Source organism: Aeromicrobium sp., from assembly GCF_014378035.1.
Lineage (GTDB): Bacteria > Actinomycetota > Actinomycetes > Propionibacteriales > Nocardioidaceae > Aeromicrobium.
In genome coordinates this window covers 1-13,616 of record NZ_JACMOM010000090.1, presented here as the reverse complement: position 1 = coordinate 13,616, position 13,616 = coordinate 1, and the positions used below count along the sequence as shown (strand labels likewise).

10 protein-coding genes, 1 other RNA gene and 1 pseudogene are annotated in these 13,616 nt (G+C 69.2%); 6 read left to right on the top strand and 6 right to left on the bottom strand.

From position 1 onward, the window contains the following. Positions 1-6: 6 nt before the first annotated feature. Positions 7-97, top strand: an RNA gene (gene ffs / locus H7290_RS04840) — signal recognition particle sRNA small type. A gap of 87 nt (positions 98-184) precedes the next feature. After that, a complete protein-coding gene (locus H7290_RS04835; RefSeq protein ID WP_290512883.1) occupies positions 185-973 on the top strand; it encodes a hypothetical protein in 789 nt (262 codons plus the stop codon). Positions 974-994: 21 nt separating this feature from the next. On the opposite strand, the gene H7290_RS04830 is transcribed toward H7290_RS04835, so the two are convergent. The 6 genes from H7290_RS04830 to H7290_RS04805 all read right to left on the bottom strand — a co-directional run bounded on the left by H7290_RS04830 (position 995) and on the right by H7290_RS04805 (position 7,578). Beyond that, positions 995-1,810: an ABC transporter permease gene (locus H7290_RS04830; RefSeq protein WP_290512882.1), complete on the bottom strand. Its 816-nt coding sequence runs from the start codon at positions 1,808-1,810 to the stop codon at positions 995-997. Continuing rightward, entirely contained in the window at positions 1,807-2,697 is an 891-nt protein-coding gene (locus tag H7290_RS04825; RefSeq protein WP_290512881.1) for an ATP-binding cassette domain-containing protein, read from the bottom strand. Before H7290_RS04825 ends, H7290_RS04830 begins: the two co-directional genes overlap by 4 nt. Then, positions 2,694-3,788 (bottom strand): hypothetical protein, encoded by a 1,095-nt coding sequence (locus H7290_RS04820; RefSeq protein WP_290512880.1) that lies wholly within the window; start codon positions 3,786-3,788, stop codon positions 2,694-2,696. The genes H7290_RS04825 and H7290_RS04820 overlap by 4 nt, the downstream gene beginning before the upstream one ends. A 33-nt stretch (positions 3,789-3,821) precedes the next feature. Further along, positions 3,822-4,958, bottom strand: a complete 1,137-nt coding sequence (locus tag H7290_RS04815) for an acyl-CoA dehydrogenase family protein (RefSeq protein ID WP_290512879.1) — start codon at positions 4,956-4,958, stop codon at positions 3,822-3,824. A gap of 1 nt (position 4,959) precedes the next feature. Continuing rightward, positions 4,960-6,138: an acyl-CoA dehydrogenase family protein gene (locus tag H7290_RS04810; RefSeq protein ID WP_290512878.1), complete on the bottom strand. Its 1,179-nt coding sequence runs from the start codon at positions 6,136-6,138 to the stop codon at positions 4,960-4,962. A gap of 126 nt (positions 6,139-6,264) precedes the next feature. After that, positions 6,265-7,578, bottom strand: a complete 1,314-nt coding sequence (locus tag H7290_RS04805; RefSeq protein ID WP_290512884.1) for a threonine/serine exporter ThrE family protein — start codon at positions 7,576-7,578, stop codon at positions 6,265-6,267. 104 nt (positions 7,579-7,682) lie between these two features. Between H7290_RS04805 and H7290_RS04800 the strand changes: the two genes are divergently transcribed. The 4 genes and pseudogenes from H7290_RS04800 to H7290_RS04785 form a co-directional block, all read left to right on the top strand. Then, positions 7,683-8,669: an alpha/beta hydrolase gene (locus tag H7290_RS04800; protein WP_290512877.1), complete on the top strand. Its 987-nt coding sequence runs from the start codon at positions 7,683-7,685 to the stop codon at positions 8,667-8,669. A gap of 235 nt (positions 8,670-8,904) precedes the next feature. Then, positions 8,905-10,089 carry a hypothetical protein gene (locus H7290_RS04795; protein ID WP_290512876.1) on the top strand — a complete coding sequence of 395 codons (1,185 nt, stop codon included), beginning with the start codon at positions 8,905-8,907 and terminating at the stop codon, positions 10,087-10,089. Further along, positions 10,086-11,783 (top strand): annotated as a pseudogene (locus H7290_RS04790) (DNA polymerase III subunit gamma and tau); the annotation flags it as partial. The gene H7290_RS04795 and the pseudogene H7290_RS04790, both read left to right, overlap by 4 nt. A gap of 274 nt (positions 11,784-12,057) precedes the next feature. Next, the coding region (locus H7290_RS04785) for a chorismate-binding protein (protein ID WP_290512874.1) at positions 12,058-13,616 on the top strand (1,559 nt) is incomplete at its 3' end.

Below are 13,616 nucleotides of genomic sequence, written 5' to 3'. Positions count from 1 at the left end.
GTAGCCAGCCCCTCGCGCGACGACACATCACCCAACTCCCCCAGGGCCGGAAGGCAGCAAGGGTCAGTGAGCTCTGTCGGGGGCGCGAGGGGTCTTTCACGCCCGAGGGCAGACGCCACGACGCTCGCCACGGGCTGATCGTCCGGATCGGGCGCCGCCTTGGCGGGCGGGAGATGATGGACGCGTGCTCGACAATCTCTCGCCGCCGCGTCGCCGCTTGGTGCTCGTCGCGGTATCGGCCCTGGTGGCGCTCATGGTCGTCGTGGCAGGTCTGGTGGCCGTGCGCTCGATCGGGGGCGGTGCGGCGGCCGTGGCGCAGGAAGATCCCGGGCCCGTGCTCGTGGTGCTGGGTTACGGCGGCAACGTCGCGTCGGTGTCTCCCATCGTCGAGGCCTTGCGCGCAGACGGACGCGACGTGACGGTCGTACCGCCCACCAGGAGCGGTACCGGTGACCTGCGCAACCAGGCCAAGCGCCTCGACAACACAGCCAAGGAGGCCATGTCGCGCACAGGCGCGACGTCGGTCGACGTGGTGGGCTACTCCGCCGGCGGCGTCGTGGCGCGGCTCTGGGTGCGGAATGGGGGCGGCGCATCCGTCGCCCGGCGGGTGCTGACGCTCGGCTCACCGCACCACGGCACTGATGTCGCGGCGCTGGCCGGCGAGGTGGCGGGCGGCTGCCCCACCGCGTGCGAGGAGCTCGCGCCTGACAGCGACTTCCTGCGTGCGCTCAACGCCGGTGACGAGTCGCCAGCCGGGCCGCGCTGGATCACGGTGCGATCCGAGGACGACCAGACCGTGACGCCCGCCGACTCCGCCTCGCTCACCGGAGCGCTCGACATCACGGTGCAGCAAATCTGTGCCGATGCGACGACGCCGCACAGCGACCTGCCGAGCGACCCAGTGGTGCTGGCGGTCTTGTCATCGACCCTGGGAGCAGGCTTGCCGCGAGTACCGACAGACGTCAGCTGTTGACGTTCCCGGCTGTTGATGTCCCTAGCTGTTGATGTCCTTGGTGCTGAAGTTGGCCCACGCCGCTCCGAGGAACACCACCAGGTACGCCGACTGTGCCGCCAGCCCGCGGACCACTCCGCTCCACCTGATGGGGTCGCGGAAAAGGTCGACGAACGCGAGCCAGTAGCGGGTGGGGAGATAGGGCTGCAGCACGTCAGCAGCGTCGAGCCCCAGCAGCACGGTGGAGGCGATCAGGATGGACACCGTGCCCAGCGCGGCGGCAACGCCGGAGTCGGTGAGCGTCGACAGCAGCAGGGCGATGGCCGCGACCCCCAGCATCATGACGGTGACGTAGCCGAGGGCCATGGCGGTGCGAGCCACCAGCTCACCCTGGCTGAGGGCTGTGCCTGAGACGCTCGTGACCGTGCCCGACGGGTCGCCGTCACCCAGCAGCAGGCGTCCCTCGACGTAGGCGACGGCGGCAACCACGAGCACCGCGATCAGGACAAAGACGATGACGCTGACCAGCTTGGCCACGAGCAGCCGTGTGCGTCCGACGGGCCGAATCAGCAGGTAGCGGAGCGTGCCTCCCTGCGCTTCGCCGGCGATGGCGTCACCGGCGATCACGGCGACGGCGACCGGCAGGAAGAGCGGCAGGACGATGCCGAGGGCGGCAAGAGGGAACAACGTGCCGTCGGTCAGCACCGAGGAGAGGAAAGGCGGGCCGGTGCCCGGGCGCGGGCCCAGGTCGGTCATCGCGAGCAGTACCGCGACGATCGTCGGCAGTGCGTTGAGCATCAATATCGTGACCCACGTGCGTCGGCGGCGGAGCATGCTGACCAGCTCGACGCGGATCATGCGGACTCACTCGCGCGCAGGACGACGTCCTCGAGGCTGATGCGTAGGGGACCGATCTCGCTGACGCTCAGCCCCGCACCCACGAGGAGGGCGTTGATCTCGGCCGGGTCGGTGGAGTTGACGACGATGCGACCGGGTCCGAGCGACTCGACCCGGTGGCCGAGCAGCTCACACGCCCAGTCGATCTGCGGTGTGTGCACGACGACGCGTCCGGTGGGGGCCACGAGCGTGGCGACGTCGTCCTGCAGGACCATGCGACCACGATCGAGAACGCCGACGCGGGTGCACATCTGCTCGATCTCGCCGAGAAGGTGGCTGGACAGGAAGATCGTGGTGCCTGCCGCGTTGAGGCGTAACAACAGCTCGCGAATCTCCCGGATGCCCTGCGGATCGAGACCGTTGGTGGGCTCGTCGAGCACCAGCAGCCGCGGCGTGCGAAGCAGGGCCGCGGCCAGGCCGAGCCGCTGCCGCATGCCGAGCGAGTAGGTGCGGACGGGTCGCCGGTCACCGGGGGCAAGCCCGACCTGCTCGAGAGCATCGGTGACACGGGCGGAGCGCCCCGAGCGTTTCATGGCTCCTGCTCCGGCGGCGTCGAACGCGATGAGGTTGGCCCGGCCCGTGAGGTGCGCGTAGGCACCTGGCCCCTCGACCAGGGCACCCACACGCGGCAGCACAGACCCGCGTGAGGCGGGCATGCTCTCGCCGAGCAGCTCGATGTCGCCGGAGGTCGCCAGCACCAGCCCCAGCAGCATGCGGACTGTCGTGGTCTTGCCCGAGCCGTTGGCGCCGAGGAATCCATAGACGTCGCCGTCGCGCACGTCGAGGTCGAGGTCGTCGACGGCCGTGAGGTCGCCGAACCGTTTGGTGAGCGAGCGGGTGCGGATCACTTGGACGCCACCTCCGCCCCGAGCTCGACGGCGGCCTTCTCGAGCGTCATCGGCGTGACGGTGCCGGCCAACAGGAACGTCCCCTTGCTCCGGCTGCCCCGTGTCAGCAGGACGGACAGGGGACCGACTCCCAGCGCCGTGCCGACGGCGTTCTCGCGCGACGACGTCGCGCTCTTCAGCTGGCTGCGGACGCGGCCGGCGAGACCCCGTCGGACGGGGATCGCGAGCAGGGCGGTGGGGCCGCGACCATAGACGCCGACGGCGCCGAGGTCCTGCTGCTCGCTGCGTCGGGCGAGGGTGGCCAGTCGGTCGGGAAGCACGAACGGCGCGAACGCGTTGGCGCCCGCCGCGACATCGATCGACTCGCGCTGGCGGACCTTGGCGCTGGGGGGTGCTCTGAAGGCGAGGATGTCGGCCGAGGGCCGCTGGAGGGTGACGTCGGACAGGGCCGACGTGACGACTGGCAGACTGTCGCCTTTGCCGAAGACCTCCACCCGAAGGGGTAGTCCTGTCGTGTCGTCGGCCCACATGTCGACGTGGTCGATCGTCGACGCCGGTGAGCTCGGGACGAGGCGTAGCCCGGCCGCGCTGCGTCCCGCGACCCGGCGGGAGGCGAGGCGGGTCAGCTCCTTCGCGGTGGCGCCGGCGAGAAGACGTGCTGCGAGCCGGGTGGGGAGCACGTCGGACGGGTCGGGCAGGCGGACAGCGGAGTAGGGAGTGATCGTGGCGGTGTTGGACTCGAAGACCCACCGCGTTGTTCTGGTGCCGCTGCGGAACAGGTCGGCCTCACCGCTCTGGCGGATGTTGTCGACCCGCCAGTGCTCGGCGTCGCCCCACCAGACGCGCAGCGTGTTGTCCTCACCGAGGAGGTTGACGACTCCTCCGAAGGCGACGGTGTTCGGCACCTGCAACGTGCCACGAGTAATGACTTCGCCCGACCAGCCGACTGACGCCGAGGCGGTGATGCGACGACGGAGCTCGTCGGAAGAGACCCTCGAGCCGTTCGCCGGGATCAGGCCGACGAGCAATGGCGTGGCCACCAGCACGGCGGTCACCAGCGCGACGAGAGACCACCGCCGTACAGAATTCATGTCATGTCAAGGTATGCCGTGGATCCAACCGAGTCACGGCATCGGCTCAATCACTCCATGGTCGGCGAGGGTGGACGACAGGTGACCGAGGTGGTACCGACCGTCGCCGAGGGTGTGGTCGATCGCGGTGAGCCGGCTCATGTAGTGGCCCACGCTGTACTCGGCGGTCATGCCGATACCGCCGTGAAGCTGGATGGCTTCCTGACCGATGTGCCGGCCGGCCTTGCTGACCTGCAGCTTCGCGCGTGCTGCCGCCTCGGTGGCGTCGCCGCCGTCGAGGAGCACGAGCGTGGCCCACGTCACGGTGCTGCGCGCGAGCTCGAGCGACACGTACATGTCGGCGGCCCGGAACGTCAGCGCTTGAAACGTGCTGAGCGGGACGCCGAACTGCTTGCGGGTCTTGAGGTACTCCGTCGTGGTGTGCAGCGCAGTGTCCATGGCACCCAGGGACTCGTGGCCGTACGCGATCTGTGCCTCAGCGATCGTTGCGGCGATCGCGGCCGACTGGTCGGCTCCGGCGTCACCGAGGGGCGTGGCCGGGGTGCTGTCGAAGGCGACGTGGGCCGCCCGGCCCCCGTCGTGAGTGGCGTAGCCCGTCCGGGTGAGCCCCGATGCATCGCCCGGCACGGTGAACAGGGCAGTGCCACCGTCGACCGCGGCGCTGACGACGAGCAGGTCGGCGCGGGCTCCGTCGCGCACGGGCTCCTTCACGCCGGTGAGGGTCCAGGAGTCGCCGTCCTTGGTGGCGGTGACTCCGACAGCCGACTCGCTGAACCGCGAACCCGGCTCGGTGTGGGCGAAGACGGGCACGAGCGCACCTTCGGCGAGTGCTCCGATGATGTCCGCGCGCTGCTCAGCCGTGCCGACTGCGGCAACCAGGCCACCGGCGAGGACGACTGCCTCGACGAAGGGCTCCGGAGCGATGACGCGTCCCATCTCCTCAGCGACGATCGAGACTTCGACCGGTCCTGCGCCGAAACCACCGTCCTGCTCGGCGAAGGGCAGGCCGAGCGCGCCCATCTCGGCGAGCCGCTGCCAGGTCTTCTCGTCCCAGCCCGGGTCCTGCTTGGTGACGGCGCGCCTGGTCTCGGACGAGCCATAGGCCTTGCCGAGGAGCCCGCGCACCGCGTCGCGCAGCGCTTCCTGCTCGGAGTCGAGTGTGAAGTCCATGTCAGCCCCTCAGTCCCAGGATCGTTCCGGCGATGATCGTGCGTTGTACTTCATTCGAGCCGCCGTAGATGGAGGCCTTGCGGTAGTTGAGGTAGTTGGGTGTCGCGACGCGGGCCCAGTCCGGGATGTCCGATCCGGCGCCGGCGCCGGGGGCCAGCGAGGCGGGCCCAGCGAGGTCGACGATGAGCTCGGTGACGGCCTGCTGGAGCTCGGTGCCGCGCAGCTTGAGCACCGACGATGCGGGGTGCGGCTTGCCGTCGGCAGAGTTGGCCACGACGCGCAGGGCCGTGAGCTCGAGCGCCAACAGCTCGTTCTCGAGGTCGGCGATCTGGGCTGCGAGCAGCGGGTCGTCCAGCAGCGACGTGCCGCCCGGGCCGGCCGTCTGGGCATACTCCTTGGCCTGCGAGAGAGTGCGCTTGGTGGAGCCGACCGGTGCGACACCGACCCGCTCGTTGCCGAGCAGGAACTTCGCGTAGTCCCAACCCTTGTTCTCCTCGCCGACGAGATTCTCGACGGGCACCCGAACATTGTCGAAGAACACCTCGTTGACCTCGTGGCCACCATCGATGAGCTCGATCGGGCGGACCGTGAGACCCGGGGACGTCATGTCGATCAGCAGGAACGAGATGCCGGCCTGTTTCTTGACGTCGGGGTCGGTGCGGACGAGCGTGAAGATCCAGTCGCCGTACTGCCCGAGGGTCGTCCACGTCTTCTGTCCGTTGACGACGTACTCCTCTCCGTCCTTGACCGCAGTGGTGCGCAGCGACGCGAGGTCGGACCCGGCGTCGGGCTCGGAGGAGCCCTGTGGCCACCAGATGTCGAGGTTGGCGGTCTTGGCGAGAAAACGTTCCTTCATCTCCTGCGACCCGAATGCCGCGATGACCGGCCCGACCATCGAGTGGTTGAACGCGAGCGGGGGCGGCACGGCGGCGAGCTGCATCTCCTCGTGCCAGATGTGGCGCTGCAGGGACGTCCAGTCGCGCCCGCCCCACTCGACCGGCCAGTTGGGCACCGCGAGTCCGGCGGCATTCATGACCTGGACCGACTCGACGATCTGCTCCTTGCTGAGCTCACGCCGCGCGGAGACGGTGTCGCGGATGTGCTGGGGCACCTTCGTGGTGAAGAAGGTGCGCATCTCCTCGCGGAAGGCGGCATCCTCCGGTGACAGCTGCAGTTTCATGGCAAGGGCTCCTCGACGGTGGCGCGGACGGGCGCGTGATGGTCCGAGTCCTTGATACCACCCCCGGAGTGAGCCTGCCCGTGACGGCGGCCGGGGCGCGGTGTCGTCCGTGTCACAGGGGCTGGGTCATCTGCGCCGCGCGCGAGCGAGCAACGGCCCGACGAGCCTCGGCCCTGACAGCCGTCCCTCGAGCCGTTGCGCCTCGTGGCGCAGTGGCTGGGCGATGTACTCGCCGAGGATCACGCCCGCGGCGAGCGAGATGGCGATCGCCGCGGCGGCGATCATCCCGAGGATGCCGTTGTAGTCGTCGGCGGCCAGCAGCGACAGGCCGCGATAGATCGACAGACCCGGGAGCAGCGGCACGATGGCGGCGACGACCACGACCAACGGCGGCACCTTGAACCAGCCCGCGACGGTGAAGCTGACGACGCCGATGAAGATCGCAGCCAGCGCGGCCGGCCACGCTCGACCGACCTCACGCTCGATGAGGACGAGGTAGATGGCGGCGGCGGCGGCGGCGACCAGGGCGATCGGCAGCAGGACGCGCGCTGGAGCGTAGGCGGAGAAGGCGAAGGCGCCGGCGGCGAGGGCCGCTCCCAGCACCATGACCGGCAGCTCGGTGAGGCCGGCAGCGCCTGGGTCGAGGGTGATGTCGACGCCGAGCAGCCCGCCGACGGTCAGGCCACCGCTGACGCCGACGATGATGCCGACCGTCGACATCATGACCTCAAGGATGCGGGCCATCGAAGTGACATAGAAGCCGGTCAGCGCGTCCTGGAGCGCGCCAATGAACCCCAGCCCGGCGAGCAGCATCACGATGCTCGCGGTGACGACGAGCGAGGGGTCGACCGCGAGGTTGGCTGCCGAGACGCCTACCGCGAGCAACGTCGCGAACAGCCCGCCGGCCACCTGGGCGTAGAAGAACGGGAGCCGGAGGCGCGAGAGGTAGCGCTGGATGACCTCGATGCCCATCGCTGCGATCGCGGCGATCAGCGTGACAGCCCAGTCCCCGCCGATCAGCATGGCGATGCCGGCACCGATGACTCCCCACGAGATGGTGACGGCCCATCGGGGCACGCGGTGGCCGGTGGAGGCGATCTGGGCGACGGTGGCGCGCGCTTCGTCGAGATCGATCTCGTTGGCGAGCAGATCGGTCACCATCTGGTCGACTGCGGTGAGGTCGTCGTAATCTATCTGGCGGTGGGTGACGTGCCGTATCAGCGACATGGCCGGCTCGTCGAAGCTCCGCTGGTGACTGATCGCCAAGGTGGTGAACGTCACGTCGACGGTGGCCTGCCGTAGTCCGAGGTGGTGGGCGATCGTCGACATCGTGGCAGTGACGTCGGCTGCGCCTGCACCGTTCGACAGCAGCATCTCGCCCACGCGCAAAGCGAGGTCGAGTGTTTGCTGGATCTCACGTGTGTCGGACACGTCTCCCATCATGGAGGCCGGGTGGTGACGTCCACAACGGTGTCCGAGAGACACCCGTCATTGGTGCGGCGTAGGGTTCGATCCGCCCCGGCACGACAGACGAAGGAACGAGCATGGCTGACTGGATCCCCGACGAGCTCGGCGACGGCTACGAGCAGCGCACCATCCCGCTCGGCGACGATCCCGACGGCGAGGGTGTGGTGGAGGCGACGCTCGTGCGCCGCGTCCCGGGCTTGTCCTACGACGCCGCTGTCATCTACGTGCACGGCTTCAGCGACTACTTCTTCCAGAAGGAGCTCGCCGACTTCTTCACCGAGCGCGGATTCGCCTTCTACGCGCTCGACCTGCGCAAGTGCGGCCGCTCCCGGCGCGAGGGCCAGACCGGCCACTACGTGTCGGACCTGGCGCTCTACGACGCCGAGCTCGACCAGGCCCTGGCGATCGTCCGCTCCGAGACCGGCGACAAGCCCGTCGTGCTGTCGGCCCACTCCACCGGCGGGCTGATCCTCCCGCTGTGGCTCGACCGTCTCAACAGGCAGCCCGGCGGCTCGAAGCGCGCCGGCGTCTCCGGACTCATCCTCAACAGCCCGTGGTTCGATCTGCAGGGCAAGTCATGGATGCGCACGGTCGGCACGCGGGCCATCGCGGCGGTCGCCCGGGTCAGGCCCAAGTCGTTCCTCAAGCTGCCGCACACCGATGCGTACGGCAAGAGCCTGCACATCGGCGCGTACGGGGAGTGGGACTTCAACGTGGCGTGGAAGCCGCTCGAGGGGTTTCCGGTGTCGTACGGCTGGCTCACCGCTGTTCGCCGGGGCCACGCGGCACTGCATCGCGGCCTCGACATCGGCGTGCCCTCGCTGGTGCTGCGCTCGACGAAGTCGACGTTCGCCTCGACGTACTCTGCCGCCGTCGACGACGCGGATGCCGTGCTCGACGTCAGGCAGATCGCCAGGTGGGCGGGCTGCCTCGGCAATGCGATGACCGTCGCGCCGATCGAGGGCGCGCGGCACGACGTGTTCATCTCCAAGGACGAGTCGCGCAAGGCTGCCTACGCGACGGTCGACGCGTGGTTGCGCGCGACGCACCTCATCAGCGGGTGATGGTGACGTGAGGCTCCATCACGTGCAGGGCTGCTGCCCTCACTGCTCGCGCGATGGCAGCGGCAACCGCGCCGAGAGCTGACGGTGGGTCGACTCGATCCCCACTGTTCAGCGGGAGTTGGCGCCGCTGTCCTGCGCCGGTCGGGTGGTGACGTTCTGATCGAGAGGTCGTGCCGCGCCTGCGGTGCGCCACCGATCGGGGGATCTCATGTCACATCCACGTCTGGTCGCAGCGATGGCAGCTTTCGTCGCGGTGCTCGTTGTGGTCCCGGGAGCGGGCTCGGCCCATTCCTTGACAACCGTGTCGCCGTCCTCAACGCCAGTGGCGACACCGGCATCTGCCGTCCTGTCGATCGCAAGGACGTCGATACCCGTCCTGCCCAAGCACATCGACGGCGGGACGTGGTCCACCAGCCACCTGCAGGGTGCCGCAGTCGACACGCGTCGCGGCGAGATCTACTGGTCGTTCACGCAGCAGCTCGTGCGCACCAACATGGAGGGTACGGTTCTCGGCACCGTCGGTGGCCTCGCTGGTCATCTCGGCGACCTCGACCTGAACCCGCAGGACGGACGGGTCTACGGGTCCTTGGAGTACAAGGCGCAGAAAGCGTTCTACATCGCGATCTTCGACCCGAGGAAGATTGACCGGATCGGGATGGACGCCGAGCAGGACGGGGTGATGACGACGGTCCACCTGTCCGAGGTGGTGGACGACTTCACCGCCGACATGGACGGCAACGGCGTGTTTGACGGCGACACGGCGACGACAGCGGACCACCGCTACGGCTCCAGCGGCATCGATGGCGTCGCCTTCGGCCCCTCCTTCGGGCGGACGTCCGGGCCGCAGACACTCAAGGTGGCGTACGGGATCTACTCCAACGTCGACCGCCACGACAACGACAACCAGGTGATCCTCGAGTACGACACCAGATCGTGGCGCCGGTACGAGCGCCCGCTGAGCGAGCAGCAGCCGCACCGCAGCGGACCTCCGCACGCGAAGGGCAAGTTCTTCGTGCCTACGGGCAACACGACGTACGGCATCCAGAACCTCGAGTACGACGAGGCGAGCGGAAACTGGTTCGCGGGGGTCTACCCCGGGGTGAAGCCCGGCATGCCCAGATACTCGCTGTTCATCATCGACGGCCATCGGGCCCCGCGGCGGGCGCTCGTGAGTGGTCAGGCCCGGCCGGAGGAGGGGGACCACCTTGCGCTGGTCGATAGCGGCCTCCACGACCCGGGGTCGGCGATCTTCGGGTGGACGTTCGACGCAGCGTACGGGCTGGTCTCGCTCGGGCAGGGTTACTTCTACAAGGGATCGGCGTCGAGTGTCGTGGAGGGTGGCGTGACCAGGCAGCACGGTGCGCTCGATCTCTACCGCTGGACGGGGCGCGCACCGACACCGTTCGAGAAGGTGAGCTGACACCGGTCGGGGGTCCCCGACCCGTCACCCGTGTCGTCCCCAGTGGATACGCTCTACCTGTGGACGCCCCCCTCGCACTTTACCGTCGCTACCGGCCGGAGACGTTTGCCGAGGTGATCGGGCAGGACCACGTGACTGAGCCGCTGCGGCACGCTCTTGCGGCCAACAAGGTCAACCACGCCTACCTGTTCTCCGGGCCGCGTGGATGCGGCAAAACCACGAGCGCGCGCATCCTGGCCCGCGCGCTCAACTGCGAGAAGGCGCCCATCGCCGACCCGTGCGGCGAGTGCCAGAGCTGCCGCGACCTCGCCCGCGGTGGTCCGGGCAGCATCGACGTCCTCGAGATCGACGCCGCGAGCCACGGCGGTGTCGATGACGCGCGCGACCTGCGCGAGCGGGCCTTCTTCGCGCCGGTGAGCAGCCGTTACAAGGTCTACATCATCGATGAGGCCCACATGGTGTCGCCGCAGGGCTTCAATGCGCTGCTCAAGCTCGTCGAGGAGCCCCCGCCGCACCTCAAGTTCATCTTCGCCACGACCGAGCCCGACAAGGTCATCGGCACCATCCGTTCGCGCACGCACCACTACCCGTTTCGTCTCGTGCCGCCCAAGGCGCTCGGCGACTACCTCCTGCAGCTGTGCGAGGCCGAGGGCGCGACGCTCGAGGCCAATGCCCTGCCGTTGGTCGTCCGCGCGGGTCAGGGTTCGGTGCGCGACACCTTGAGCGTCCTCGACCAGTTGCTCGGTGGAGCCGGCCCGGATGGAGTCACCTACGACCTCGCGGTTCAGCTGCTCGGCTACACGCCAGATTCGCTCCTCGACGAGGCGATCGATGCCTTCGCGGCGAGCGACGGCTCCACCGTGTTCGGTGTGGTCGACAAGGTCATCGAGTCAGGGCAGGACCCCCGCCGGTTCGCCGAGGACTTCCTTCAGCGCCTGCGCGACCTCGTCATCGTCTCGGTGGTGCCCGATGCACTCGAGAAGGGCCTGCTCGACGTCCCGGGCGACCGGGCCGAGCGGCTGCTGAGCCAGGCCGGCGGATTCGGTCCCGCCGAGATCACCCGAGCCGCCGACATCGTCAACGACGCCCTGATGGAGTTCAGGGGCGCCACCGCACCTCGGCTTCTGCTCGAGCTGATGTGCGCGCGCATCCTCGTGCCGGGCTCAGACAACTCCACCCTTGGCTTCCAGGCTCGACTCGACCGTCTCGAGCGGCGACTGTCGATGGACGCTGGGGCCACCCCGCAGGCCGCCGCCGCACCTACTCAGGTGGCACGCCCACCGGAGCCGGAGCCGGAGCCGGAGCCTGAGCCAGAGCCGGCTCACGAGGTGCCGGTATCCATCCCCACGCCGGTGCCGGAGCCGGAGCCAGAAGCGGAGCCCGAGCCGGAACCCGCTCCGGAACCAGCCCTGGAGTCGGCTGCCGGCCCCGCGCCGATCACCCATCCTGAGCCCAGCTCATCCGCGGGCACACTGACGATCGCCGACGTGCGCCGGCTCTGGCCCGAGATTCTCGTCAAGATCCGCGAGCTCCGCCGGTTCGCCTGGGTCATGCTCAGCCAGAACGCCCAGGTCACGTCGCTCGACGGCTCCACCCTCACGATCGCACTGGTCAATGCCGGTGCCCGCGACTCCTTCGTCGCCAGCCGTTCGGAGGAGTACGTCCAGAAGGCACTGCACGAGGTGCTGGGTGTCACGTGGCGCATCGATGCCATCGTCGATCCTGGCGCCCGCCCGGGCGTGCCGTCTGCGCGCGACGAGCCCGCCTCCGTCGATGGCAAGTCCTCTGCCGACGAGCCGCGCCGTGGCCTCGCTGCCCCGGAGTCGCTGCGCGAGGCACTTCGTGAACCGGTCACGCCCGCCACCCGCGTGGACCCCGACGCTTCTGCCAACCGCGACGACCCCGTCATCGAGAGCGAAGACATCGATCCCGAACTGCTGCTGACCCGCGAGCTGGGGGCGGAAGTCATTGACGAGTCACACTCGCAGTGACGCCGTCCTGAGCCGTCGGAGGCTCGACCTCGACCTCACGCCGGTCGACGTCCTCCGGCTGTTCAGAGGCCGTGACCGCCTGGTGGCACTTCTCGGTGCATGGCACCACGGCGAGGCCCTGATCGCCTTCGACCCGGTCGAGGTGCTCCGGGGCGACCCATTCTCAGGAATCGACCTCGAGTCGCTCCCCTCGGGCGCGGCAGGCTTCGGCGGTGGTTTCATCGGAGCGTGGGGCTACCGGCTCGGTGGGCTCATCGAGACACCGCCGGCATCCCCGCCTCGCCCGATCGAGCAGCCCGATCACCGCATCGCCTTCTACGACCACGTCCTCCGACTCACCGATGGCACCTGGTGGCTCGAGTCGCTGCGTCCCGACGACGAGCGCGACGAGCGCATCCTGCGGGCCCTCGAGGACGTGCCGTCAGCCCGGCCGTACGAGGTCGGCGGGTTCACGATGACGCCGTCGCCGCAGGAGCACATGGCTGCACTGGGCCGGGTGCTCGACCACATCGCCGCCGGCGACATCTTCCAGGCCAACCTCTGTACCCGCCTCGAAGCGGCCTTCTCCGGCGACCCGCTCGACGTCTTCTGCGTCGGGGTGGAGTCGCTGCGTCCGGCCTACGCCGCGTTCGTCTCCAGCCCGGAGGGAGCGCTGGCGAGCATGTCGCCCGAGCTGTTCCTACGACGCACGGGCGACGAGGTCCTGACCTCGCCCATCAAGGGCACCGCCGCCCTGCACATCGACCCCGACGAGCTCACCGCCTCGGCCAAGGACCGCGCCGAGAACATCATGATCGTCGACCTCATGCGCAACGATCTCGGACGTGTCAGCGTTCCGGGGTCGGTGCGGGTGCCGGCGATCACCCGGGCCGAGCGGCACTCGGTGTGGCACCTCGTCTCCGATGTCGTCGGTCACCTCGCCCACGGTACGAGCGACTCCGCCCTGCTGCGCGCCACTTTTCCGCCCGGCTCGGTCACAGGGGCGCCCAAGGTGCGCGCCATGGAGATCATCAGCTCGCTCGAGGCCACCGGGCGTGAGGCCTACACCGGCGCGATCGGGCACGTGAGCCCCGGCGCGGGGCTCGAGCTCAATGTCGCGATCCGCACCTTCGAGTTTGCCGGGGGCTCGGTCTGGCTCGGTGTCGGCGGGGGAGTCGTGGCCGACTCGACCCCTCAGGGCGAGTACGCCGAGTGCCTGGTCAAGGCCCGTCCGTTGATCGAGGCGATAGGCGGAGTCCTCGACCTGGCCGCTGAAGAGCCGCCAGCAGACGTGTCGCGACTGGAGGGTGTTGAGGAACATGTGGCGACGGTCGACGTGTCGGCCGGCATCTACGACACGTTGCTCGTCATCGACGGTCGGGCCGTCGACGCTGATGCCCACCTGGCCCGCCTCGACGCAAGCGTCCGCGCGGTCTATGGCACCGCGACCCGCGCCGGCCTCGACGAGGCCCTCGTCCATCGCGCGGCAGGGCTCGACGGTCGGCACCGTCTGCGTGTCGACGCGGTGCCCGATGGCGACGAGGTGCGGGTCTCGAT